The organism is Alphaproteobacteria bacterium (assembly GCA_004295055.1).
Taxonomy (GTDB): domain Bacteria; phylum Pseudomonadota; class Alphaproteobacteria; order SHNJ01; family SHNJ01; genus SHNJ01.
Genome location: SHNJ01000031.1, coordinates 38,088 through 61,467, shown reverse-complemented (window position 1 = coordinate 61,467; position 23,380 = coordinate 38,088). Strand labels below are relative to the sequence as shown.

The following is a 23,380-nucleotide window of genomic DNA, read 5'->3' as shown; positions in this document are numbered from 1 at the left end:
AATGAAAACCCGTGGTTGCGACAGACCCACCCCACGGGCTTTACCAAAAAATCAAATCAGACGCGGCGGCGTTTCGGCGGACGGCAACCATTGTGCGGAATCGGCGTAATGTCTTTGATCGACGTAATACCGAAACCAACCGATTGCAATGCGCGCAACGCGGATTCACGGCCAGCGCCTGGACCTTTTACCAAAATCGACACGGTGCGAACGCCATGTTCTTGCGCCTTGCGGCCAGCATCTTCGGCGGCAATCTGGGCGGCGTAAGGCGTCGATTTACGCGAGCCTTTGAAACCTTTGGTGCCAGACGAAGACCAGGCAATGGTGTTGCCTTGTTGATCGCTGATGGTGATGATGGTGTTGTTAAACGTTGCGTTAACATGCACCACGGCGGTGGCGATGTTTTTTCTTTCTTTGCGTTTAACGCGGGTGGCTGTTGCTGGTTCTGCCATTTTATCCTGCCTATATTAAATTACTTGGTTACCATTTTCTTGCCGGCAATCGCGATACGTTTGCCTTTGCGTGTGCGGGCGTTTGTATGCGTGCGTTGACCGCGGACCGGCAGACGTTTTGCATGACGCTTGCCTTGATAAGATCCGATGTCTTGTTTGCGTTTGATGTTCATCGAAACTTCACGACGCAAATCGCCTTCTACGGGATCGTCACCATCGTCAATCGCTTGACGGATTCTTAAAATTTCTTCGTCACTTAATTCCATGACGCGCTTGGTGTGCGGGATGCCGACTTTGTCGCAAATCGTCACGGCGTTTTTCGGACCAATGCCATAGATATAACGCAGCGCGATAACCACGCGTTTTTGGGTTGGAATATTTACACCTGCAATACGGGCCATGCCCCTGACTCCTTTAAATATTTTGCCTTTTTTGTTATTGTAACTTGTTGTTTTTACAAAACAAATCCCCCCTGCGCCAGACAGTCCCAGCCCAGGAACGGCGGATTATAGCGATTTTCCCCTTGCCGTCAACTAGTTATCCACAAGATTTATTGGGAAATTTTATTTTGTATGACTGACGGTAATACTATCAAAACTAGGAGATTCAGCCTTGATTTGTATCCTTTTGGGTGTTAAATTGCCTTTTTAAAAATACTGGAAAAACATGGGAAATAGTCCAATAGTATTGGCACAATTACTGTTATCTCAATCGCAAGAGTATGGCGGTGCGCATTCCATCTGTCCTGCTGCTGCGCAGCTTCTTCCAGTTGAGGAAATGAAATTGGATCCTAACTCTTTTCTGTATTGCGTTCTGGAAGAACGCCCACAGGGAGACATGGGCTTTGAATCGACATTCATGATTATTTGCGGAAATGGCAAATTAATTTTTGGGCAATCTCCGATTCCAAAAAGGTTTAAAGAATTGCAAAATGAAAATGGCCCAACCGGCAGATACAGGTCATTAGAATGGATTGAAAATATAGGTTGCTTTGTTACTGCTATTGTAAATGATCGGCCAAACGATTCAGTTATCGTTAGAAAAAACGCATAGGATATCGTCGATCACCTGCCACCGGGTAGCCTTACATTATTATTTTCTTTTATGCAGGCAAAGCCCGAACAGCGTGTTGATGCTTTTAAATGTCTAATGATGTTAAAGAGTTTTATTACACCACGCGTGCACACGACTTTTATGCATTCGCCAGCGGTTGTATTTACTCAAAATATTAATATCCGCTAGGATGACAATTAGGAAACTATTTTAAAATAGCCGTTAATTGATGCTGCACATCGTCTATTTCAGCCATGCCATCCACGGTTTTTAATGTGCCTTTAGACTGATAATAAGGCAGGATCGGCGCGGTCTGTGCACGGAAAGCTTCTAGGCGCTTGCGAACCGTTTCGGCCTTGTCGTCTTCGCGGCGGGTAAACTGGCTGAAACCGCATTTATCGCAAATTCCGGCTTTAACCGGCTTTTTGTACTCGTCGTGATACCCTTCGCCGCAAGCAGCGCAAGTATACCGTCCGGCGATACGCTTAATCAGCTCTTCTTCATCTACTTTCATTTCGATGACATGATCCAATTTCAACTTTTTGCGGCCAAGCATTTTGTCCAATGCTTCGGCTTGCGCCACCGTGCGCGGAAAACCGTCCAAAATAAATCCATTTTTCGCATCCGGTTCGCCGATGCGCGATTCGATCATTTGAATGACAACCAGATCCGGAACCAATTGGCCGTGGTTCATATAATTCTGCGCTAGCTGGCCAAGATCGGTGTGATGTTTAATATGCTCGCGCAACATATCGCCGGTGGCGATCTGAATCAGGCCAAATTTTTCCTGTAAAATTCTGGCCTGCGTTCCTTTGCCCGCCCCTGGCGGGCCGAGCAAAATTATGTTCACTTGCGGCCCCGCAATTTGGCTTTCTTGATCAAGCCTTCATATTGGTGCTGGATCAAATGCGCGTTGATTTGCGCAACCGTGTCCATGGTTACCGATACGACGATCAACAACGACGTGCCGCCGAAATAAAACGGCAAGGAATGTTTGGCAATCAGAAATTCCGGCAACAAGCAAATGCCAGCGAGATACAAGGATCCCAAAACCGTAATGCGCGTCAACACATAGTCCAAATAATTAGCCGTAGTCGCGCCCGGACGAATACCAGGAACGAAACCGCCATATTTGCGTAAATTTTCTGCGGTTTCAGCCGGATTGAAAATAATCGCGGTATAGAAAAACGCGAAGAAAATAATCAGCAACGCATACAACCCCATATAAGCAGGCTGACCGTGGCCAATCGTGCTGGCAATCGTGCGCAACCATTCCGGGCTGTCGCCATGCGCAAAGCCGGCGAAGGTCAACGGCAATAACAACAGCGAGCTTGCAAAAATTGGCGGAATAACGCCAGAGGTGTTCAATTTCATCGGCAAAAAGCTGGCGTCACCGGCGGTCATGCTGTTGCCAACTTGTCTGCGCGGATATTGCACCACAATGCGGCGCATCGCGCGTTCAACGAAAACGATAAAGGCAATTACAGCCACGCACATTACGATCAGGAACAACAAGAAACCGGTCGAAATCGCGCCGGTGCGGCCCAATTCAAATAACTGCGCCAAGGCCCGCGGCAAGTTCGCGACGATACCGGCGAAAATGATCAACGACGATCCGTTACCAATGCCGCGCGCGGTAATTTGTTCGCCCATCCACATCAAAAACACGGTACCGCCGGTCAAAGTGATTACGGTGGTCAAACGGAAAAACATGCCTGGATCGGTAACAGCGGATCCAACGGAACCTGTCATGCCTTCCAAACCGACCGCGATACCATAAGCTTGCACAGCGGCTAAAACCACGGTGCCATAGCGGGTATATTGATTGATTTTTTTGCGGCCCGCTTCGCCTTCTTTTTTCATCGCTTCGAAAGACGGCACAACAGCGGTCAATAATTGCACGATAATCGACGCCGAAATATAAGGCATAATGTTGAGTGCGAAAATCGACATACGGCTGACCGCACCGCCCGAAAACATATCGAACATGCCCAGAATGCCGCCAGAATTATGCTTGAAAATATCAGCCATGATCACCGGATCAATGCCCGGCAATGGAATATAGGTGCCCAAACGGTAAATGATCAAAAGCCCAAGGGTAAACCAAATGCGTTTCTTCAGTTCTGTCGCTTTGGCCAGAACGCCGAAATTCATATTTTGGGTCAATTGTTCTGCGGCGGATACCATTGGAATTCTCTCTCTTTATTGACATTGCCCTCCCCCTGTGGGGAGGGATGCTTTAACTTAGCGAACAATAGTGAGCTTAGTTAAAGCTGGGTGGGGGTACCCCCATCCAATATAAACTAAATCTCGCTTTGCTCGATTAAGTTTATCTACCCTTCCCCACAAGGGGGAAGGGATTAATTTACTTCTTCGCGTTTGCGCGGGCTTCAAAAGCCTTTGCAGCGGTTTCTTTTGCTTTGGCGCGGCGAGCGGCAAAGCTGTTGCTTGGCTCTTCGCGTTTAGCGCGCAATTCGGTTACTTTTCCGCCAGCTTTTTCAACGGCGGCTTTTGCGCCGGCGGTTGCGGAATATACTTCGATATTCACGCCCGATTTCAACGCACCTTGGCCCAGCAAACGAATTCCACAACCGGTTTTGTTGATTACGCCCGCTTGTTTCAGCGATTCTGCCGTCAACGAAGCCCCAGCGGAAATTCTTCCGGCTTCCAATGCTTGTTGCAACAAACGCAAGGAAACTTCGACCAAATTCATCGAGTTTGGATTGTTGAAACCGCGTTTTGGCAAACGGCGGTGAATCGGCATCTGACCGCCTTCAAAGCCTTTCAGGCGAACACCGGTACGCGCGGTCTGGCCTTTGCCACCGCGGCCGCAAGTTTTACCCCGGCCCGAACCGATACCACGGCCCAAACGGCGAGAGCGTTTGTGAGAGCCTTCATTATCGCGAATTTCATTCAGTCTCATAACATCACCTTTATATCCATTCCACACGGGAATAATTAAGCAGCCTCTACGACCACCAAATGTTTAACTTTGTTGATCATGCCGCGCACCGAAGGAGTATCTTCAAGAACGCGCGTGCGATGACGTTTGTTCAAGCCAAGACCAATCAAGGTTTTTTCTTGAATTGCCTGGCGGCCGATCGGGCTGCCGATTTGCGTTACTTTGATTTGTTTCTTAGCCATGACTTAAAACCTTCTCGTTATGCCGATGCTTCCGTGTTACGGGCGCCTGGCAAAATTTCATTCACTTTTTTGTTGCGACGCGCCGCAATGGTGCGTGGCGAATTGGTTTGGGTCAATGCCGCCAAAGTCGCGCGAACCATGTTGTGCGGATTCGACGATCCCAACGATTTACCGACAAAGTCGGCAACGCCCAAGGCTTCGAACATCGCGCGCATCGGACCGCCGGCGATAATACCGGTACCGGCCGGCGCCGTGCGCAAATGCACTTTGCCCGCGCCGAATTTGCCGAACACATCATGATGAATGGTGCGGCCATCGCGCAATGGAATGCGAATCATGTTGCGGCGAGCTTGGTCAACCGCTTTACGCATCGCGTCTTGAACCTCTTTTGCTTTACCTTTGCCGTAACCGATGCGGCCTTTGCCGTCACCAACAACCACCAGGGCTGCGATCGAAAAGCGTTTACCGCCTTTTACGGTTTTAGAAACACGGCCGATATATACTGGCTTTTGAATTTCACCAGTATCTTCTTCACGGTTATTTTCGCGTTCGCGATTTTCCGTACGGCGTCCACGACCGCGACCACGGCCACGACCGCGTCCACGACCTTCTTCGTCTTCGGCGCCTGGGGCCAGTTGTTCTTTGTTTTCGGTTACTTCATTTTGAGTCATGATTCCCTAGTCCCTATTAGAATTGCAAGCCGGCTTCGCGCGCGCCTTCGGCACAGGATTTCACCCGGCCATGATAACGATATAAACCGCGGTCAAACACCACTTCGGTGATGCCGGCCTTTACGGCGCGCTGACCCAGCAATAAACCAACTTGTTTGGCCGAATCGACGTTACCGCCGGTTTTCAATTTGCCTTTCAAATCTTTGTCCAGGCTCGAAGCCGAAACCAAAGTTTGACCTTTGGTATCATCGATCACTTGCAAATAAATATGATTGCCGGAACGATGAACCGACAAGCGTAAACGGCCAGCGGATTTTTTTGCCAGACTGAAACGGTTGCGGGATTTGCGGCGCAAGGCCAATTTTTTCGATGCTAACATAATGACACCCTACTTCTTCTTGCCTTCTTTGCGTTCTACTTCCTGACCTTCATAATGCACGCCTTTGGCTTTGTACGGCTCTGGCGGTTTGGTCAGATGCAACAACGCAGCATATTGGCCAACGGCTTGTTTATCGGCGCCGCTGATTTCAATATCGGTTTGTTTGTCCACTTTTACGTTTACGCCGGTTGGCGGAGTGGAAATATCTTCATGGCTGTGGCCGACTTTCATCGACAAGGTTTTGCCTTTCATTTCGGCACGATAACCGACGCCTTGCAATTGCATTTTTTGCTTGAAGCCTTCGGTGACGCCTTTGACCATGCTGTTGGCGCGGGAACGGGTTGTGCCCCAATCCATGCGCGCTTGCTTGGTTTTATTGACTGGCGTGAAGGTTAAAACGTTACCTTCTTTTTTCACCGTAATTAATGGCGAAAAATTCATCGATAATTCGCCGCCCTTGCCTTTGATTTTCAAGGTGCGTTCATTTACCACGGCTTCGACGCCTGCTGGCAAAGTGATTGGTTTTTGACCGACGCGTGACATAATACTTACCCCTTATTCCCTAGAATACGCAGCACAATACTTCGCCGCCAACATTGGCCGCGCGCGCTTCGATATCCGACATCACGCCTTTTGGCGTCGATAGAATCGAAATACCCAAGCCATTGTAAACTGGTTTCAATGTCTTAATACCGCTGTAAATACGGCGGCCCGGCCGCGATACGCGGCGGATTTCTTTGATAACCGGTTGGCCGTCGGCATATTTCAACTCGATCTTGAGTTGTTTTTTGCCTTCCGCTTCCTCCAGTTTGAAGCCACGGATGTAACCTTCGCGTTGCATCACTTCGCAAACGTTTTTGCGTAAGTTGGATGCCGGGCACAGAATAGCCGATTGCTTGGCTTTCTGGCCGTTGCGAATCCGTGTTAGCATATCACTTAAAGGATCAATTAAAGCCATTGTCTTATCCTCGATTAATAAACCTAAACCCTAAACCTTTTTCCCAAATTACCAGCTGGATTTTGTCAAGCCAGGAATCAAACCATCTGCGCCGAACTGGCGGATCGCCAAACGCGACAAACCGAAGCGGCGGTATACCGCGCGCGAACGGCCAGAAAACCAGCAACGATTGCGCACGCGGATTTTCGATCCGTTACGCGGCAATGCCGACAGTTTCAATTGCGCTTCAAAACGTTCTTCGAACGGCAGGGATTTGTCCATCACGATCGCCTTTAATTTGGCGCGTTTTGGGGCCTGCTGCTTCGACATTTTGCGGCGTTTTTTGTTTCTGTAAATCGAACTGGTTTTTGCCATTTGTTAGTTCCTTATCTTTTTATCGTCTTTCTTTTAATGGGGTTTGGGGTTTGGGATTTGGGTTTTGGGGTTTGGGCGAATTTCATTGTCGATCCAAACCGTTTTCCCTAATCCTTCAATCCCATATAAATTACTACTTTCCTAAACCCATTACCCAATACCCAAAACCCTAATTAAAAAACGGCATGTTAAAAGCCTTCAGCAAAGCTTTGGCTTCTTTGTCCGTTTTCGCGGTGGTGCAAATTACGATATCCATACCTTGCACATGTTCCACTTTGTCGTAATTGATTTCCGGGAACACGAATTGCTCTTTCAGACCCAGCGAGTAATTGCCGCGTCCATCGAAGCTGCGTCCCGATACACCGCGGAAGTCGCGCACGCGCGGCAAAGCGATGTTGATCAAACGATCCAAAAATTCCCACATTTTTTCTTTGCGCAAAGTGACTTTGCAACCGATCGCCAGGTTTTGGCGCAATTTAAAGGTCGCAATCGATTTTTTCGATTTGGTCAAAATCGCTTTTTGGCCGGTGATCAATCCCAATTCTTCCGCGGCTTTCAACACGCGTTTTTGATCTTGGGTGCCTTCGCCGATGCCCATGTTAACCACGATTTTGGTCAATTTCGGCACTTGCATGATATTTTCATACCCAAATTCTTCCATCAATTTCTTGATGACCGCGCTTTGGTATTCCGATTTCAGCCTTGGGGCCGTTGCTGCGTTAGTCTTTGCCATGATTCACTATCCTGCCTTTGAAACGGTATCGATGGTTTCACCCGATTTTCTTGCGATACGGATTTTGCTGCCATCTTTTACTTGATAACCAACACGGGTTGCCTTGCCGGTTTTCGGATCAGCCAAAGCAACGTTGGAAATATGGATCGACAATTCTTTGTCGACGATGCCGCCAGCGCCAGCGGCGCTTGGGCGTTGGTGTTTTTTCACCACGTTCACGCCACGGACAACCAGACGGTTTTCTTCGCGCAAAACGCGCAATACTTCGCCTTTTTTGCCTTTGTCCTTGCCGGTCAAGACGATTACGTTATCGCCTTTTTTAATTTTTAATTTTTTTGCAATCGTTGTCATAGTTCCCCCAACCTCTATAGCACTTCCGGTGCCAACGAGATGATTTTCATGAAATTCTTAGAACGCAGTTCGCGAGTCACCGGTCCAAAGATACGGGTGCCGATCGGTTCGCCTTGGGCGGTGATCAACACGGCAGCGTTGGTGTCAAAACGAATCACCGAACCGTCAGCGCGTTTGATTGGCGCAGCGGTGCGAACGATTACGGCTTTGTGCACGTCGCCTTTGTTTACTTTGCCTTTTGGAATAGCATCGCGGATAGCAACCACGATTACATCGCCGACTTGGGCATAGCGGCGTTTGGAGCCACCCAATACTTTGATGCAGCGGACTTTGCGCGCACCCGAATTATCGGCGACTTCTAAATTGCTCATTTGTTGAATCATGACACTACCTCTATTTCACTATTCCTGCTGTTCGATCGCTTATGCAGCGGTCAATACTTCCCAGCGTTTGGTCGCCGACAATGGGCGGCATTCTTGAATGCGCACTTTGTCGCCAACGTTAAATTGGTTTTTCTCGTCATGCGCCGCATAATTTTTGGTCAGCGTGACGATTTTTTTGTATTTCGGGTGCGGTACGCGGCGGGTTACTTTCACCTTTACGGTTTTGCTGCCCGATTTGCTTACCACTTCACCTGTCAATATGCGTTTTGGCATAATTTACTCCTTAGCTCGCTTTTTTCTTGGCTGTCTTAGCCGCTGGTTTCTTTGCTTTGCCAGCTTTCGCGGCAGTCGCATAATTCAATCCCAAGGCGCGTTCACGCAAAGCGGTTTTGGCACGGGCCAATTCCTTGCGCACCAAACGCGGACGAGCCAAATTTTCCAGCTGGCCGCCGGTTTTTTGAAAACGCAAATTGAACGCTTCTTTCGACAGATCGGTAACGATCTGGTTCAATTCGTCATCCGACTTTGTTCTTACATCCGCAATTTTGCTCATAACTTCACCCAATTCCTCTAGCCGTGAATATCGGCTTCGCCGATCCGCACAACCATTTTCGTTTTGACCGACAATTTCGCCGACGCCAATTCAAATGCGCGTTTGGCAACTGCCGCTGGAACACCGTCCAATTCAATCAAGATGCGGCCCGGTTTAATACGGCACATCCAATATTCCGGGCTGCCTTTACCCGAACCCATACGCACCTCGGCTGGTTTGCGCGATACCGGAACGTCTGGGAAAATGCGCAACCACATTTTGCCTTGACGCTTGGTTTCACGCGCGCAAGCACGACGAGCGGCTTCGATTTCGCGGGCGTTCAAACGGCCCGGTTCAACCGATTTCAAACCATAAGCACCGTGTGCCAAGGTAAAGCCACCTTTAGCCATGCCTTTGACACGGCCTTTCATGGCTTTTCTGAATTTTGTTTTCTTCGGTGATAACATTGTCGTCTTCCTTTAATCCAAATGCCTAGGCGCTAGCCGGACGGTTTTCAGCATTCCGTTTTTCGGATGCCAGCGGATCGTTTTCCATGATCTCGCCTTTGAAAATCCAAACTTTTACGCCGCAAATTCCCATGGTGGTTTCTGCCTCGGCCCGTGCGAAATCGATATCCGCGCGCAATGTGTGCAAAGGCACACGGCCTTCACGATACCATTCCATACGCGCAATCTCTGCGCCGCCCAAACGGCCGGAGCAATTGATACGAATACCCAGCGCGCCCAAACGCATTGCGTTTTGTACGGCGCGTTTCATCGCACGGCGGAAAGCGATACGGCGTTCCAACTGTTGCGCGATCGATTCTGCCACCAATTTCGCATCGATTTCCGGTTTACGAATTTCAACCAGGTTGATGTTCACTTCGTCTTTGGTGATTTTTTTCAATTCTTTCTGCAGTGCCTCGATACCGGCGCCTTTTTTGCCGATAATCACGCCAGGACGGCCGCTGTAAATCGTAATGCGGACACGCTTGGTCAAACGTTCAATCACGACGCGGCTGATCGCGGCGGCATCGCCCAATTTTTCGACCACATAAGCGCGCAATGCAAAATCTTCTTCCAGCAAACCAGCATAAGATTTTGCGGCATACCAACGGGAATCATGGGCCCGATTGATGCCTAAACGCATGACGATTGGATTAGTCTTCTGTCCCATTATGCACTCTCTTTATTGGTTTGGGTTTTCGAAGCTTTCGCTTGTTTTTCTTGCTCTGCAACAACCACGGTTAAATGCGCAAAAGGCTTGATAACCGGACTGGCGCGGCCGCGGCCACGCGCATGGAAACGGCGCATCGCGAATGAAACGCCGACATAGGCTTCTTTTACGACCAAGCGGTCGATATCCAATTGCTGATTGTTTTCAGCATTGGCCACCGCCGATTGCAGGCATTTTTTCACGTCCACCGCGATACGCTTTGGCGAGAAGTTCAATTGCTGCAAGGCTGCGCCTACTTTTTTGCCGCGAATGGTTTGCGCCACCAAATTCAATTTACGCGGACTGACGCGCAAATTCTTGGAGATCGCTTTCGATTCGGTTGGGGCCAGGGCCCGTGCTTTTGCTTTTTTCGACATATTACTACCTATTACTCAGACGCTTTCGAAGCGGATTTATCCGCCGGCGTATGGCCGCTGAAATGACGGGTCATGGCGAATTCGCCAAACTTATGACCGACCATGTTTTCGGTGACCAACACCGGAATGAATTTGTTGCCGTTATGCACGCCGAAAGTCAGGCCGACGAATTGCGGCAGGATAGTCGAAGCGCGCGACCATGTTTTGATCACTTCTTTGCGGCCGGATGTTTTCGCTTTTTCCGCTTTCTTAAGCAGATATCCAGCGACAAACGGACCTTTCCAAACTGAACGTGCCACGATGTTTACTCCCTTTTCCTAACTACTGCGTTTCAATCTTGCTGTTGCGACGACGAATAATGAAACGATCCGTCGACTTGTTATGCCGGGTTTTCTTGCCTTTGCAGGAAATGCCCCATGGCGTAACCCAATGTTTGCCACCGTTGGTACGACCGCCGTGCGGGTGATCGACCGGGTTCATCGCAATACCGCGAACATGCGGACGATTGCCGAGCCAACGTTGACGGCCTGCTTTCGCGATAACCAAGTTTTTCTCATCCGGGTTCGAAACCGCGCCAACGGTTGCCATACAATCTGCAGTTACCAAACGCATTTCGCCAGAAGCCATACGCAACTGCGCCATACCTTGGTCACGGCCGATTAATTGAACGAAAGTACCGGCGGAACGAGCCATTTGGCCGCCTTTGCCCGGTTTCAATTCAATGTTATGCATGATCGTACCGATCGGCATATTCTTCATCGGCATCGCGTTGCCCGGTTTCGGATCGACGCGTTCACCGGCGATGACTTTGTCGCCAACTTGCAGGCGTTGCGGAGCCAAGATGTAGGCTTTGTCGCCATCGACATAATTGATCAAAGCGATGAAAGCGGTGCGGTTTGGATCGTACTCGATACGCTCTACCGTTGCTTCCACGTTGAATTTGCTGCGTTTGAAATCGATGATACGATAGGCTTGCTTATGACCGCCGCCGCGATGACGCGATGTAATACGGCCATTGTTGTTACGGCCGCCGGTCGAATGTTTGCCCGCAGTCAAAGTTTTTACTGGTTTGCCTTTCCACAGACCATCACGATCCAAATTGATCAGGTGACGTTGTGTCGGGGTAACCGGATTATATGTTTTTAATGCCATTGTCGCCTCTAAATTCCTTTAGATCCCTGTGGTGATGTCGATCGTCTGACCTTCGGCCAATGTAACAATCGCTTTTTTCTTGTCCGAACGTTCGCCAATGCGGCCACGGAAAAATTTCTGTTTGCCTTTCAATACCGAAGTATTGACGCCGGTCACTTTCACTTTGAACAATGTTTCAACCGCGGATTTGATTTCCGGTTTGGTTGCGCACATTGGCACAAAGAACGAAACTTGGTTAAATTCGCTGCCACGGGTCGCTTTTTCGGTGATTACCGGACGACGCAACATGCCCAGAGCTTTTTCACGGCTGATGGTCGGAGCGGCGGATTTTTTTGCAGTATTTTCTTTTTTTATCGCCATGATTATTCTCCCTTAGCCGTTTTTGCAGCTGCTTTTGCCTTAGGAGCTTTCGCTGCTTTGGCTTTTTTTGCGCCGCCCAGACGGGTATGCAAATGATCCACTGCGTCTTTGGTCAAAATCAAAGTGTCGCGGCGAATAATGTCGTACACATTGATGCCAACTTGCGGCAATGCATCGAAATTTTTCACGTTTGCGGCTGCCTTGGCGAAATTGTCATTCAATTTCTCGCCACCAATGAACAACGCGCTTTTCACGCCCAATTTATCGAAAAATTTCGATACCGAAGCGGTTTTCGCGTCTTTCAATTGATCGGTGTCAACCACAACCAACTTGCCTTCGGCTGCTTTGGCCGACAAAGCCATTTTCAAGCCCAAGGCGCGGAATTTTTTCGGCAAGTCGAAACCGTGCGAACGAACAACCGGACCGAAGATGGTTGCACCACCACGGAACTGAGGAGAACGCAACGAACCCTGACGAGCACGGCCAGTGCCTTTTTGCGCCCATGGTTTCGCCTTGCGGCCGGAAACATCGCCGATTTCCTTGGTTTTGTGGGTACCGGCTTGGCGTTTGGCCAATTGCCAGTTGACCACGCGGGCCATAATGTCTTTGCGCAACGGAGTCAGCGCGAAAACAGTATCTTTCAAATCGATCTGTCCGGCGGACTTGTTGTCTAATGTAGTTACATTTAATTGCATGACTTCACCCTAATCCTTACGCCGCAGCCGTTTTCAATGCAGCCGGTTTCGGCGCATCTTTCGGAGCTGCTTTTTTAATCGCATCGCGGATCAATACATAGCTGCCTTCGGCGCCAGGTACGCAACCTTTGACCATGATGATATTTTCACCGGCATCGGTATTGATCACTTTTAAATTTTCCGCTGTTACGCGCACGTCGCCCATGTGACCGGCCATGCGTTTGTTTTTAAATACGCGGCCTGGATCTTGGCGTTGACCGGTCGAACCGTGCGAGCGGTGACGAATCGACACACCGTGGGTTGCTTTCAAACCGGCGAAGTTGTGACGCTTCATCGGGCCTTGGAAACCACGACCGATCGAAATGCCGCACACATCGACAAATTGACCAACCACAAAATGCTCGGCCGATAATTTATCGCCGACATTCAACATATTTGCCGGATCGATGCGGAATTCGACCAATTTCGCTTTTGGTTCGGTTTTCGCAGCGGCAAATTGACCACGCAGGCTTTTGCTGACGTTTTTCACTTTACGGGTACCGATGCCCAATTGCACCGCGGTGTAGCCGTTTTTTTCGACCGAACGTTGACCGACAACTTCGCAATTGTCGACATGCAATACCGTGACCGGCACGTGTTGTCCGTCTTCGGTATACCAACGGGTCATCCCCAATTTCTTCGCAATTAAACCAGTACGCATTTTATTTAAGGTGTCGGGTGTTGGGTATCAGGTGTCAGGTTAAGAAATTACTTCTTATCCGCCTCCTGCCTTATATCAACATCCTTGTCCTTCTCCCTTTTTAAACCTGGCACCAGATACCTGATACCTGAAACCTATTAAGCAGCAGCCAATAATTTGATTTGCACGTCCACGCCGGCGGCCAAATCGAGCTTCATCAAAGCATCGATGGTTTGCGGCGTCGGTTCGACGATGTCCAAAACACGCAAATGAGTGCGGATTTCGAATTGATCGCGTGATTTTTTGTCGACGTGCGGCGAACGGTTCACCGTGAAACGTTCGATTCTGGTTGGCATTGGGATTGGACCACGCACCCGCGCGCCAGTTCTGTTGGCGGTGGTGACGATTTCGCGCACCGAGGCTTCGAGCCCACGATGATCGAACGACTTAATGCGGATACGTATATTTTGGTTTTCCATTTTCCCTTGCCTCTATTTTTTTCGTTTTCCGGATGCCCGTTGATGGGCATCCGGATAACAACCCTTACTACTCGATGATTTTTACAACGACGCCGGCGCCGACGGTTTTGCCGCCTTCACGGATCGCGAAACGTAAACCTTCATCCATTGCGATCGGAGTGATCAAGTGCACTTCCATCGAAATGTTATCGCCAGGCATCACCATCTCGGTACCAGCTGGCAACACAACCTGACCGGTCACGTCGGTGGTACGGAAATAGAACTGCGGACGATAGTTCGCGAAGAACGGAGTATGACGGCCGCCTTCTTCTTTGTTCAAGATGTACGCTTCAGCTTTGAACTTGGAGTGCGGGGTAATCGAACCTGGAGCAGCCAAAACTTGACCGCGTTCGACTTCCTCGCGCTTGGTACCACGGAGCAATACGCCCACGTTGTCGCCAGCTTGACCTTTGTCCAGCAATTTGCGGAACATTTCAACGCCGGTAACGGTGGTTTTAATGGTTGGACGCAAACCGATGATTTCGATCTCGTCGCCCACTTTTACGATACCGCGTTCTACACGACCGGTAACAACAGTACCGCGGCCGGAGATCGAGAATACGTCTTCAACAGGCATCAAGAAGGCTTTGTCGATGTCGCGTTGTGGCATTGGAATCCATTCATCCAAAGCTTTCAACAAATTGGTGATACCTTCGTTGGCTTTTGCATCGCCTGGGTTTTCCAGAGCGGCTTTCGCCTGACCGCGAACGATCGGGGTTTTGTCGCCTTCGAATTGATATTTGTTCAACAAATCGCGGATTTCCATTTCCACGAGATCCAACAATTCCGGATCGTCAACCAAGTCAACTTTGTTCAAGAACACGACGATTTTAGGAACGCCAACCTGACGCGCCAACAATACGTGTTCGCGGGTTTGCGGCATTGGGCCGTCAACCGCAGAAACAACCAGAATCGCGCCGTCCATCTGTGCAGCGCCGGTGATCATGTTTTTAACATAGTCGGCGTGGCCTGGGCAGTCTACGTGAGCGTAGTGGCGTTTTTCGGATTCGTATTCAACGTGGCTGGTTGCGATCGTAATGATCTTGGTCGAATCGCGACGTCCGTCTTTTTCCGAAGCTTTTGCAACTTGGTCATACGAGATCGCGCCGCCTTTCATAAAGCCGACAGCGTTCGATACAGCTGTCAAAGCCGCGGTGGTGGTGGTTTTACCGTGGTCGATGTGACCAATGGTACCGACGTTCACGTGCGGTTTTGCTCTGTTAAATGTTTCTTTCGTCATGGTCTACTCCTTCAAAAAATTTTTAACTCTGGTTACCCTACTACCTTTAAACCTTATGCATACTTCGCTTTAACTTCATCGGAAATTGCGGTCGGCACCATTTCATAGTGGTCGAAATGCATGCTGTACTGCGCGCGGCCCTGAGACATGGAACGCAACGTGTTGACATAACCGAACATCGACGCCAATGGCACCATCGCATTCACAACGCGAGCGTTGCCGCGTTGATCCATGCCGGTGATTTGGCCACGGCGGCTGTTCAAGTCGCCGATCACGTCGCCCATGTAATCTTCCGGTGTCACCACTTCGACGCGCATCACTGGTTCGAGCAGTTTTGGCGACGCAGCGGCAATACCTTCGCGGAAGGCTGCACGAGCGGCAATTTCGAACGCCAAAGCGGACGAGTCGACATCGTGGTAAGCACCATCGGTCAAGGTCGCTTTGAAATCAATCATTGGGAAGCCGGCGATAACACCGTTATCACGTGCGGATTCCAAACCTTTTTCAACGCCAGGGATATATTCGCGTGGAACAGAACCGCCGACGATTTTGGATTCGAATACGAAGCCGGAGCCAGGTGGCAATGGTTCGAATTCGATGATAACGCGCGCGTATTGACCCGAACCACCCGATTGTTTTTTGTGGGTGTAATCTTCGACGTATTTTTTCGAAATCGTTTCGCGGTACGCAACTTGCGGCGCGCCAACGTTTGCTTCGACTTTAAATTCGCGTTTCATCCGGTCGACGATAATTTCCAAGTGCAATTCGCCCATACCTTTAATAATGGTCTGGCCGGATTCCTGATCCGAAGTAACGCGGAACGAAGGATCTTCTTGCGCAAGCCTCGACAAAGCGACGCCCATTTTCTCTTGGTCGGCTTTGGATTTCGGTTCGACGGCAACTTCGATAACCGGTTCTGGGAAAATCATGCGTTCCAAGATGATCGGTTTGTCCGGGTTGCAAAGCGTGTCGCCGGTGGTGGTCGATTTTAAACCAGCCAAAGCGATAATATCGCCGGCGCGCGCTTCTTTGATATCTTCACGGGTGTTCGCGTGCATCAACAACATACGGCCAACGCGTTCACGTTGATCTTTGGTCGAATTCAAAGCGTACGAGCCACCTTCGAGAACGCCAGTGTAAACGCGCACGAATGTCAGCGAGCCTACGAACGGATCGTTCATAATTTTAAACGCTAGACCAGAGAATGGCGCTTCGTCCAAACGCTTTAGCACCAATTCATCTTCGGAATCCGGCAAGCTGCCTTTAACTTCGCCATTATTGATTTCAAGTGGCGATGGCAAGTAATCAACAATCGCATCCAACAGCTGTTGTACGCCTTTGTTTTTGAATGCCGCGCCGCAAATAACCGGAACGAAAGTAAAGGTGGTCGTGCCCTTGCGCAGACATTTTTTGATGGTTTCTTCGGATGGTTCTTCGCCATTCAAATATTTTTCCAAAGCAACATCGTCCATATCGATGATGCCTTCGATCATTTTCGCGCGCCATTCTTTGGCTTTCGCTTGCATGTCGGCCGGAATATCGGCGGTGTCGTATTTCGCACCCAGCGCGGTTTCTTTATCCCAGAACACATATTTCATTTTGATCAAATCGATCATGCCGTTGAAATCGTTTTCGATACCGACCGGCAATTGGGTAACGATTGGTTTTGCACCCAATTTGGTGGTGATTTCTTCGACGCAGCGATAGAAATCCGCGCCGATACGGTCCATTTTATTGACAAAGCAAATACGCGGAACATTATATTTGTCCGCTTGGCGCCATACGGTTTCGGATTGCGGTTCAACACCGGCAACCGAGTCGAATACGGTTACAGCGCCGTCCAGAACGCGCATGGAACGTTCGACTTCGATGGTGAAGTCAACGTGGCCAGGCGTATCGATGATGTTGATGCGATGGTCGCGCCAGAAGCAAGTGGTCGCCGCGGACGTAATCGTAATGCCGCGTTCTTGTTCCTGTTCCATCCAGTCCATCGTCGCGGTACCTTCGTGTACTTCGCCGATTTTATAGGATTTACCGGTATAATAGAGAATACGTTCCGTCGTCGTGGTTTTACCCGCGTCGATGTGCGCGCAAATTCCGATGTTTCTATATTTATCGTATGGTGTCGTTCTTGCCATTTTCTTCTCTAATTACCTTTTATATTTTCTCTAACTACCTAACTCAGCCTAAATATTCGTATTACGCGCCCCATTTCAAATGAGCGAAGGCACGGTTGGCTTCGGCCATTTTGTGGGTTTCTTCGCGTTTTTTCACGGCAGCGCCACGATTTTGCGCGGCATCCATGATTTCGTTTGCCAAACGGCTGTCCATGGTTTTATCGCCACGGCCACGAGCGGCAACGATAATCCAACGTTGACCCAAATCGATCGAACGATCAAAACGAACTTCGGTTGGAACCTGATAAGTTGCACCACCGACCCGACGGGATTTCAATTCCATGGTCGGACGGATGTTGTCGATCGCTTCGGCGAAAACTTCTTGCGGATTGCGTTTGGTTTTCGCGGCAACGATATCCAAGGCGCCATAAAAAATGGTTTCAGCTTGGGATTTTTTGCCTTGATACATCAAGCGATTGATAAAACGGGCATATTGCAGATTGCCGAATTTCGGATCCGGGGTAACTTCTCTGCGCTCTGCTTTTCTGCGACGGGACATATTCTTCTGCTCCTGATCTTACTTCGGACGTTTCGCGCCGTATTTCGAGCGCTGTTGTTTACGGTCTTTGACACCTTGAGTATCCAAGGAACCACGAACGATGTGATAACGCACGCCTGGCAAGTCTTTTACACGACCGCCGCGGATCAACACCACCGAGTGTTCTTGCAAATTGTGACCTTCGCCCGGAATGTACGCAGTGACTTCGTGACCGTTGGTCAAGCGAATACGCGCGACTTTACGCAAAGCGGAGTTCGGCTTTTTCGGTGTGGTGGTGTAAACGCGCGTGCAAACACCGCGTTTTTCCGGGCATGCTTCCAGCGCCGGAACGGTGTTGCGATAGCTTGGCACTTTGCGGCCTTTGCGTATCAGTTGGTTAATCGTTGGCATGTATCAAACCGCCTCTTGTTGTTTAAACAAAATTAAAAACCCTGCCCCATTACTGGAAGCTGCCAGAGACCAAATTTTTGAAGGAATCGCGGTAAGATAAATGGAACAGACAACGCGAGCACACGCAAAGCAACTTTGCGATTTAAAATCCTGCCCTAATGTCTGCATCGCTACCTTGGCGCTTCCTAAAGACCCGAGAGTCTTTGGACTCACCCTTTGCCGATGCAACAAACAATAATAATAACAAGGCCAAGTGCTACTTGTGGAAAACTGAGTAGTTCCCGGCGGGGTTATCTTTTTGTTTGAGAAATGCGTTTAATGCTTTGTTTTCAGTTAAAACGTAGCACTACCGCCATTTCCCGGTAAAGGTTGATGCGGGTTATACAGGTATCATGCACTACCCGTCAACCCCTATTTTAACGAATTCGTATAATTTTATTAGGTACTGGGAATTGTTTCGCCAGCACTATAAAAATTGGTTCATTTCTGTTATGTACACAATAGCCCTGTGGTTTTAGTGGTTGGTCTAAAACAAGAAACAATACTGTAACATACGGCAATAAACAGTGATTTGTTAATAATGGTTAATAGCCTTACATTATGGGCATCAAAGAATTTTCATTTTTCATAGGTAAAACAGGCCCATAATGCTGGATCAAATTAAAAATCAATCGGATCGCGCGACTACCTTAGTCGCATCGGGCCAAGTTGTCACCAAAGTCGGCCAGGCGCACAGCCTGTATCAACACAGCATTTCTATGCCAGTTACATGCAAAGGCGTTGGATTGCACAGCGGCAAGGCGACCTCGATGCGCTTGCTGCCGGCCCCTGTTGGCCATGGCATTGTGTTTGTACGCACCGACATCAATGGTACGGCCGAAAACCGCCGCATTCCCGCCACCTGGAACAACGTGAATTTCGCAACCTTATGTTCGCAAATCGCGAATCCAGCCGGACACAGCGTTTCGACTATTGAACATTTGATGGCTGCTCTCGCCGCGATGAACATTGATAATATTTTGATTGAAATCGACGGGCCAGAAGTTCCGATCATGGATGGCAGCAGCGCCCCATTCGTATTTTTGCTGGAATGCGCCGGCATTGCCGAGCAAGCTGCGCCGCGCCAATATATCGAAGTATTGAAGCCGATCACGGTTTCCGAAAGCAACGGTCACGGCCCTAAACACGCGATTCTGTCGCCAGCGCCGCAATTCAGCATGGATTGCATTATTGAATTCACCGATAAAACCATTGGCCGTCAGGAATATCAATTCACCTTGACGCAGGGCGGCTTCAAAAATGAAATTTCCCGCGCCAGAACATTCGGTTTTTACCACGAAGTCGAACAAATGCGCGCCGCCGGTTTCGGCCTTGGCGGTTCGCTGGAAAATTCCGTGGTCGTCGGCCCGGAAGGCGTCATGAATGAAGGCGGCCTTCGTTTCAAAAACGAATTTGTACGCCACAAAGTTTTGGATTTGATCGGCGACTTATATTTGGCCGGCAATCCATTATTGGCGCATGTCGAAGTTTACCGCAGCGGCCATGCGATGAATAACCAATTGCTGCGCGCCCTGTTCGCCGATACATCCGCCTGGCGCCTTTCCACGCCAGCCTTGACGCAGAATGCGGCCAACGATCCGATGGCTGAACCGGCGAAATTACGGGCTTAATCCGCCTTTTCCCCACCTTTAATTTGCTATAGTCAGGGCCATAAACCCCGACTATATTCTTATGCATGAAAAAATTATTCCTTTTATTCCTGCTCCTCGGATTTCTGACCGCTTGCAGCAGCAGTAGCGATAAAGCAAAAGAAGAAGCCGAATTCAAAGATACGCCTGTCGAAGAATTGTACAACAAGGCGCAAGATTTATTGGTCGCCGAAAAATACAAGGCCGCCGCCGACGCGTTTGACGAAGTCGAACGTCAACATCCTTATTCCCAGTGGGCGGCGAAGGCGCAATTAATGTCCGCCTATTCCTATTATCAGGCCGAACGGTATCAAGAAGCGGCCCTTGCCCTGGACCGGTTTATTCAATTGCATCCGGGCGACGAGAAAATCGGCTACGCCTATTATTTAAAAGCGATGGTTTCATACGATCAAATCAACGACATCGAACGCGACCAATCGATTACTCAAGAAGCGTTGGAAAGTTTGCGTGAAGTTATCCGCCGTTTTCCAAACACCGATTATGCCAAGGACGCAAAATTGAAAATCGATTTGACGCTGGATCATTTAGCGGCCAAAGAAATGCAAATCGGCCGGTTTTATCAAAAACGCCAGCTTTATACCGCTGCGATCAACCGGTTCCGCAACGTGGTGGATCAATATCAAACTACCGCGCACGTTCCCGAAGCTTTGCATCGCTTAGTCGAGTGTTACTATACTTTGGGCATTCGCGATCAAGCCGAAGCCAACGCCGCGGTGCTGGGCCACAATTATCCGGGCAGCGAATGGTATCAATATAGCTATAGCCTGCTGAAAAACGGCAAGATTGAACTGCCCAAGCCGACAGGCGATGAAAAATCATTTATTGGAAAAACGATCGGATCGATTTTTAATTAGGACTCTTTTATTGTTGTCATTCCCGCGATAATTTACTCTTTCCTTCCTCCCCCTTTGGGGGAGGGCAGGGAGGGGGTAAAGCGCGGTCTGTCATTGAAAAGCGAATCATGGAGCCTTACCCTCCCCCTACCCCCTCCCTAAGGGAGGGGAATTTTAGGTTTTCTCAAAGGGTAGAATTCCTGATAAAAACCCGGTAATAAGAAGTCATGCTTACCAACCTCTCCATCCGCGACGTGGTCGTGATCAAGGAACTGGATGTCGAATTTAAATCCGGCTTGACCGCATTGACCGGCGAAACCGGTTCGGGAAAATCGATTTTACTGGATGCGCTGGGCCTGGCGCTGGGCATGCGCGCGGACGCGTCACTGGTACGCCAAGGCGCGGACAAAGCCAGCGTAACCGCGCAATTCGAATTGCCAAAAAAATCCCCCATTCATACGATCTTACAAGACCAAGGATTGGAAAGCGGCACGGAATTGATTCTGCGCCGGATTTTAAATGCAGATGGAAAATCGCGCGCCTTTGCCAACGATCAACCGATCAGCGTGCAATTATTGAAACAAATCGGCGCGGAGTTGATCGAAATTCATGGCCAGTTTGATCAACATGGGTTGCTGGACCGCGCCACGCACCGTGCCACGTTGGATGATTTCGCAGGCCTCAACAAAGATCTGGATAAATTGAAAAATTTATACGGCGCCTGGAAACAGGCGGAAAAATCCTGGGCGCAAGCGGTCGCGGATCAACAAACCAAGCAAACCCAGGAACAATTTCTGCGCCACGCCATCAATGAACTGCGCGGATTCGAAGCCAAAAACGGCGAGGAAGAAGATCTGGCTGCGCGCCGCACCTTATTACAACACCGTGAAAAAATTATCGGCGCGATCGGCACGGCATTGGACGCCATCGAAGGCGAAAAAGGCGCAGACCGCCAGGTTTTAACCGCGCAAAAATCGCTGGGCCGCATCGCCGACAAGGCGCCCGATATTATGGAACCTATTTTGCAATCATTGGAACGCGCCAGTGTGGAATTGCAAGATGCGGGTGCCGCGCTTCGCAATGCCGTAGGCGACGATGGCGATGCACAGGCGCAATTAGAAACTTTGGAAGACCGTTTATTCGGCCTTCGCGAGTTATCGCGCAAATATAATGTGCCGTGCGATCAATTGCCGGAATTGCTGGCGCAAATGGAAAACGAAATCAATTTCATCGACAATGCCGATCAACATATCGCGGCGCTGTTCGATGCCGCGCAATCGGCAAAAAAATCCTATCACAAACTGGCGCTGGAAATTTCCGCCGCACGCAAAAAATCCGCGCAGAAACTGGATAAATCGGTCGCCGCGGAATTAGAACCGTTAAAATTGGGCCGGGCCACGTTCATTACAGAGCAATCCATCCTGCCCGACGATCAATGGGCCGATCATGGCATCGATACAATCGAATTTGCGGTCATCACCAATCCCGGCATGCCAGCAGGACCATTACATAAAATCGCATCGGGCGGCGAGTTATCGCGTTTTATGCTGGCAATCAAAGTCGTTCTATCCGAATCCGGCGCGGCCGCCAGCATGATTTTCGATGAAATCGATACGGGCGTTTCTGGCGGCGTTGCCGACGCGGTTGGATCGCGCTTGGAACGTCTCGCGCAAAAGGCGCAAATTTTATTGGTCACCCATTCGCCGCAAGTCGCATCCAAAGCGCAGCACCATTACCGCATTTCCAAAAGCACATCCAAAAATTCGACCAGCACCGAATTGAAAATCCTGTCGGCCGCCGAACGGCGCGAGGAGTTGGCCAAAATGCTGTCGGGTGCCTCGATCACCGACGAAGCCCGCGCGGCGGCCGGAAAATTGCTTGGTGCGGCGTAATAGTATATCTATTTGATATTGTTAAATATTATTATTGGCACGACTATTGACTACGTATTATATTTGATATACAATGTATATACATACAATATACAGGTGTAATCATGGCAAAAACTGAAATCATTAATACTCGCGTCGATCCAAAAATCAAGCGCGACGTCGCCAATATTCTAAAACCGCTGGGCATGACTACGACTGATGCAATTACTATGTTTCTGCATCAAGTTGTGATCCATGAAGGCCTGCCATTCGATGTGCGCCAGCCCAATAAAACTACGCAGCGCGCGCTTAAAAACGCAAGAGCCGGGAAAAATATGACCCATTACGAATCCCTCGACAAATTGCGCCACGAGTTTGAATAGATGCTACAATTATATCTTGAAGGGCAATTCAAGAAAGATTTAAAACTGGCCCGCAAACGACGCTGGAATCTGGATAGGCTTTGGTCTGTTGTCGAACTATTAATAGCAGAACAGAATTTACCTTTAAAATGCCGTCCACATAAACTTAGCGGTGATTGGGCCAATCATTGGGAATGCCATATCGCTTCAGACTGGTTGATGATATATATTATAGCCGGTAATCAATTACGTCTGGTCCGCACCGGCACCCATTCCGACTTGTTTGAATAATT

Annotated in this window: 35 protein-coding genes; 6 read left to right on the top strand and 29 right to left on the bottom strand. The window is 49.4% G+C overall.

Annotated elements, in window-relative coordinates; all coding sequences use genetic code 11:
- Window positions 1-56 precede the first annotated feature (56 nt).
- Both EYC62_07885 and EYC62_07880 read right to left on the bottom strand, forming a co-directional pair.
- The gene (locus EYC62_07885; GenBank protein TAH32648.1) at window positions 57-452 is read right to left on the bottom strand and encodes a 30S ribosomal protein S11; all 396 of its coding nucleotides are present in this window, start codon (window positions 450-452) and stop codon (window positions 57-59) included.
- Window positions 453-472: 20 nt separating this feature from the next.
- A complete protein-coding gene (locus tag EYC62_07880) occupies window positions 473-853 on the bottom strand; it encodes a 30S ribosomal protein S13 (GenBank protein TAH32647.1) in 381 nt (126 codons plus the stop codon).
- 265 nt (window positions 854-1,118) lie between these two features.
- On the opposite strand from EYC62_07880, the gene EYC62_07875 reads away from it, so the two are divergent.
- Complete coding sequence (locus tag EYC62_07875; protein TAH32646.1) at window positions 1,119-1,505, top strand: hypothetical protein; 387 nt, start codon at window positions 1,119-1,121, stop codon at window positions 1,503-1,505.
- 205 nt (window positions 1,506-1,710) lie between these two features.
- Here EYC62_07875 and EYC62_07870 read toward each other — a convergent pair whose 3' ends face one another.
- From EYC62_07870 to EYC62_07740, 27 genes are all read right to left on the bottom strand, one after another.
- Window positions 1,711-2,355, bottom strand: a complete 645-nt coding sequence (locus EYC62_07870; protein TAH32645.1) for an adenylate kinase — start codon at window positions 2,353-2,355, stop codon at window positions 1,711-1,713.
- Window positions 2,352-3,692 (bottom strand): preprotein translocase subunit SecY, encoded by a 1,341-nt coding sequence (gene secY / locus EYC62_07865; GenBank protein TAH32644.1) that lies wholly within the window; start codon window positions 3,690-3,692, stop codon window positions 2,352-2,354. The genes EYC62_07870 and secY overlap by 4 nt, the downstream gene beginning before the upstream one ends.
- A 178-nt stretch (window positions 3,693-3,870) precedes the next feature.
- Complete coding sequence (locus EYC62_07860) at window positions 3,871-4,428, bottom strand: 50S ribosomal protein L15 (GenBank protein TAH32643.1); 558 nt, start codon at window positions 4,426-4,428, stop codon at window positions 3,871-3,873.
- Between the two features lie 35 nt (window positions 4,429-4,463).
- Window positions 4,464-4,649: a 50S ribosomal protein L30 gene (locus EYC62_07855; protein ID TAH32642.1), complete on the bottom strand. Its 186-nt coding sequence runs from the start codon at window positions 4,647-4,649 to the stop codon at window positions 4,464-4,466.
- A 17-nt stretch (window positions 4,650-4,666) separates the two neighbouring features.
- Entirely contained in the window at window positions 4,667-5,320 is a 654-nt protein-coding gene (locus EYC62_07850) for a 30S ribosomal protein S5 (protein ID TAH32641.1), read from the bottom strand.
- A 16-nt stretch (window positions 5,321-5,336) separates the two neighbouring features.
- Entirely contained in the window at window positions 5,337-5,699 is a 363-nt protein-coding gene (locus EYC62_07845; protein ID TAH32640.1) for a 50S ribosomal protein L18, read from the bottom strand.
- A 9-nt stretch (window positions 5,700-5,708) separates the two neighbouring features.
- Window positions 5,709-6,242, bottom strand: coding sequence for a 50S ribosomal protein L6 (gene rplF, locus EYC62_07840; GenBank protein ID TAH32639.1), 534 nt, complete (start codon window positions 6,240-6,242; stop codon window positions 5,709-5,711).
- A 19-nt stretch (window positions 6,243-6,261) separates the two neighbouring features.
- Complete coding sequence (locus EYC62_07835) at window positions 6,262-6,657, bottom strand: 30S ribosomal protein S8 (protein TAH32638.1); 396 nt, start codon at window positions 6,655-6,657, stop codon at window positions 6,262-6,264.
- 48 nt (window positions 6,658-6,705) lie between these two features.
- On the bottom strand, window positions 6,706-7,011 hold the full coding sequence (locus tag EYC62_07830) for a 30S ribosomal protein S14 (GenBank protein ID TAH32637.1): 306 nt from the start codon (window positions 7,009-7,011) through the stop codon (window positions 6,706-6,708).
- A 169-nt stretch (window positions 7,012-7,180) separates the two neighbouring features.
- Entirely contained in the window at window positions 7,181-7,744 is a 564-nt protein-coding gene (locus EYC62_07825; protein ID TAH32636.1) for a 50S ribosomal protein L5, read from the bottom strand.
- A gap of 6 nt (window positions 7,745-7,750) precedes the next feature.
- A complete protein-coding gene (locus EYC62_07820; protein TAH32635.1) occupies window positions 7,751-8,095 on the bottom strand; it encodes a 50S ribosomal protein L24 in 345 nt (114 codons plus the stop codon).
- A gap of 14 nt (window positions 8,096-8,109) precedes the next feature.
- Window positions 8,110-8,478 carry a 50S ribosomal protein L14 gene (locus EYC62_07815; protein TAH32634.1) on the bottom strand — a complete coding sequence of 123 codons (369 nt, stop codon included), beginning with the start codon at window positions 8,476-8,478 and terminating at the stop codon, window positions 8,110-8,112.
- 39 nt (window positions 8,479-8,517) lie between these two features.
- On the bottom strand, window positions 8,518-8,751 hold the full coding sequence (rpsQ, locus tag EYC62_07810) for a 30S ribosomal protein S17 (GenBank protein TAH32633.1): 234 nt from the start codon (window positions 8,749-8,751) through the stop codon (window positions 8,518-8,520).
- 10 nt (window positions 8,752-8,761) lie between these two features.
- Window positions 8,762-9,031 carry a 50S ribosomal protein L29 gene (locus tag EYC62_07805; protein TAH32632.1) on the bottom strand — a complete coding sequence of 90 codons (270 nt, stop codon included), beginning with the start codon at window positions 9,029-9,031 and terminating at the stop codon, window positions 8,762-8,764.
- Window positions 9,032-9,048: 17 nt separating this feature from the next.
- Complete coding sequence (locus EYC62_07800) at window positions 9,049-9,477, bottom strand: 50S ribosomal protein L16 (GenBank protein TAH32631.1); 429 nt, start codon at window positions 9,475-9,477, stop codon at window positions 9,049-9,051.
- 25 nt (window positions 9,478-9,502) lie between these two features.
- Window positions 9,503-10,186: a 30S ribosomal protein S3 gene (locus EYC62_07795; GenBank protein TAH32630.1), complete on the bottom strand. Its 684-nt coding sequence runs from the start codon at window positions 10,184-10,186 to the stop codon at window positions 9,503-9,505.
- Complete coding sequence (locus EYC62_07790) at window positions 10,186-10,602, bottom strand: 50S ribosomal protein L22 (GenBank protein TAH32629.1); 417 nt, start codon at window positions 10,600-10,602, stop codon at window positions 10,186-10,188. The genes EYC62_07795 and EYC62_07790 overlap by 1 nt, the downstream gene beginning before the upstream one ends.
- An 11-nt stretch (window positions 10,603-10,613) precedes the next feature.
- Complete coding sequence (locus EYC62_07785; protein ID TAH32628.1) at window positions 10,614-10,901, bottom strand: 30S ribosomal protein S19; 288 nt, start codon at window positions 10,899-10,901, stop codon at window positions 10,614-10,616.
- A 22-nt stretch (window positions 10,902-10,923) separates the two neighbouring features.
- A complete protein-coding gene (locus tag EYC62_07780) occupies window positions 10,924-11,754 on the bottom strand; it encodes a 50S ribosomal protein L2 (protein ID TAH32627.1) in 831 nt (276 codons plus the stop codon).
- Window positions 11,755-11,772: 18 nt separating this feature from the next.
- Entirely contained in the window at window positions 11,773-12,114 is a 342-nt protein-coding gene (locus EYC62_07775) for a 50S ribosomal protein L23 (GenBank protein TAH32626.1), read from the bottom strand.
- 2 nt (window positions 12,115-12,116) lie between these two features.
- Entirely contained in the window at window positions 12,117-12,809 is a 693-nt protein-coding gene (locus tag EYC62_07770) for a 50S ribosomal protein L4 (GenBank protein TAH32625.1), read from the bottom strand.
- A gap of 16 nt (window positions 12,810-12,825) precedes the next feature.
- Entirely contained in the window at window positions 12,826-13,509 is a 684-nt protein-coding gene (locus tag EYC62_07765) for a 50S ribosomal protein L3 (protein TAH32624.1), read from the bottom strand.
- 137 nt (window positions 13,510-13,646) lie between these two features.
- Window positions 13,647-13,967 carry a 30S ribosomal protein S10 gene (locus tag EYC62_07760; protein ID TAH32623.1) on the bottom strand — a complete coding sequence of 107 codons (321 nt, stop codon included), beginning with the start codon at window positions 13,965-13,967 and terminating at the stop codon, window positions 13,647-13,649.
- Between the two features lie 67 nt (window positions 13,968-14,034).
- Complete coding sequence (gene tuf / locus EYC62_07755; protein TAH32622.1) at window positions 14,035-15,246, bottom strand: elongation factor Tu; 1,212 nt, start codon at window positions 15,244-15,246, stop codon at window positions 14,035-14,037.
- A gap of 53 nt (window positions 15,247-15,299) precedes the next feature.
- Window positions 15,300-17,384, bottom strand: coding sequence for an elongation factor G (gene fusA, locus EYC62_07750; protein ID TAH32621.1), 2,085 nt, complete (start codon window positions 17,382-17,384; stop codon window positions 15,300-15,302).
- Between the two features lie 61 nt (window positions 17,385-17,445).
- Entirely contained in the window at window positions 17,446-17,922 is a 477-nt protein-coding gene (locus EYC62_07745; GenBank protein ID TAH32620.1) for a 30S ribosomal protein S7, read from the bottom strand.
- Between the two features lie 18 nt (window positions 17,923-17,940).
- Window positions 17,941-18,312 (bottom strand): 30S ribosomal protein S12, encoded by a 372-nt coding sequence (locus EYC62_07740; GenBank protein ID TAH32619.1) that lies wholly within the window; start codon window positions 18,310-18,312, stop codon window positions 17,941-17,943.
- 647 nt (window positions 18,313-18,959) lie between these two features.
- Here EYC62_07740 and EYC62_07735 point away from each other — a divergent pair.
- The 5 genes from EYC62_07735 (at window position 18,960) to EYC62_07715 (ending at window position 23,378) form a co-directional block, all read left to right on the top strand.
- A complete protein-coding gene (locus EYC62_07735) occupies window positions 18,960-19,982 on the top strand; it encodes a UDP-3-O-acyl-N-acetylglucosamine deacetylase (protein TAH32618.1) in 1,023 nt (340 codons plus the stop codon).
- Between the two features lie 65 nt (window positions 19,983-20,047).
- Window positions 20,048-20,875: an outer membrane protein assembly factor BamD gene (locus tag EYC62_07730; GenBank protein ID TAH32617.1), complete on the top strand. Its 828-nt coding sequence runs from the start codon at window positions 20,048-20,050 to the stop codon at window positions 20,873-20,875.
- Between the two features lie 206 nt (window positions 20,876-21,081).
- Window positions 21,082-22,746, top strand: a complete 1,665-nt coding sequence (gene recN, locus EYC62_07725) for a DNA repair protein RecN (protein TAH32616.1) — start codon at window positions 21,082-21,084, stop codon at window positions 22,744-22,746.
- A gap of 104 nt (window positions 22,747-22,850) precedes the next feature.
- On the top strand, window positions 22,851-23,108 hold the full coding sequence (locus EYC62_07720; GenBank protein TAH32615.1) for a type II toxin-antitoxin system RelB/DinJ family antitoxin: 258 nt from the start codon (window positions 22,851-22,853) through the stop codon (window positions 23,106-23,108).
- Entirely contained in the window at window positions 23,109-23,378 is a 270-nt protein-coding gene (locus tag EYC62_07715) for a type II toxin-antitoxin system YafQ family toxin (GenBank protein ID TAH32614.1), read from the top strand. It abuts the gene before it with no gap.
- Window positions 23,379-23,380: the final 2 nt, after the last annotated feature.